We start from the raw sequence: 1,043 nt of genomic DNA on the forward strand, positions 1-1,043 counted from the left end.
CTAACACTTAAATCAACAGAACCGGTGGTATTGCCAAAGCAAAGCACATCCACTTTTGAAGAGGTGAGAGCCAGGGCTGCAGCAGGCTGCCCAATGGTGACCGAAGCGGTAGCTGTACAATTATTGTTATCCGTAACGGTAACGGTATAAGTTCCTGCAGCAAGGGCGGTGATGTCCTGTGTAGCAGCGCCATTGCTCCACACATAAGTGTAAGGAGTTGTACCACCACTAACAGTTAAGTCAATGGACCCGGTGGTATTGCCAAAGCAAAGCACATCCACTTTTGAAGAGGTGAGAGCCAGGGCTGCGGCAGGTTGGGTAATGGTAACAGAAGTAGTCGCTGTACAATTATTGTTATCAGTAACGGTAACGGTATAGGTTCCTGCAGCAAGAGCGGTGATGTCCTGCGTGGTTGCGCCATTGCTCCACACATAAGTGTAAGGAGTTGTACCACCACTAACAGTTAAATCAACAGAACCGGTGGTATTGCCAAAGCAAAGCACATCCACTTTTGAAGAAGTGAGAGCCAGGGCCGCAGCAGGCTGCCCAATGGTAACAGAAGTAGTCGCTGTACAATTATTGTTATCAGTAACGGTAACGGTATAGGTTCCTGCAGCAAGAGCGGTGATGTCCTGCGTGGTTGCGCCATTGCTCCACACATAAGAGTAAGGAGTCGTACCACCACTAACAGTTAAGTCAATGGACCCGGTGGCATTGCCAAAGCAAAGCACATCCACTTTTGAAGAGGTGAGAGCCAGGGCTGCAGCAGGCTGCCCAATGGTGACCGAAGCGGTAGCTGTACAATTATTGTTATCCGTAACGGTAACGGTATAAGTTCCTGCAGCAAGGGCGGTGATGTCCTGTGTAGCAGCGCCATTGCTCCACACATAAGAGTAAGGAGTCGTACCACCACTAACACTTAAATCAACAGAACCGGTGGCGTTGCCAAAGCAAAGCACATCCACTTTTGAAGAAGTGAGAGCCAGCGCTGCAGCAGGCTGCCCAATGGTGACCGAAGCGGTAGCTGTACAATTATTGTTATC

Annotated in this window: 1 protein-coding gene; it reads right to left on the reverse strand. The window is 49.5% G+C overall.

All coding sequences use genetic code 11. From position 1 onward, the window contains the following. The coding region (locus ACFEL9_RS26230; protein WP_385896345.1) for a SprB repeat-containing protein at positions 1–1,043 on the reverse strand (1,043 nt) is incomplete at both ends.

The organism is Terrimonas alba, assembly GCF_042434975.1.
Classification (GTDB): Bacteria; Bacteroidota; Bacteroidia; order Chitinophagales; family Chitinophagaceae; genus Terrimonas_B; species Terrimonas_B alba.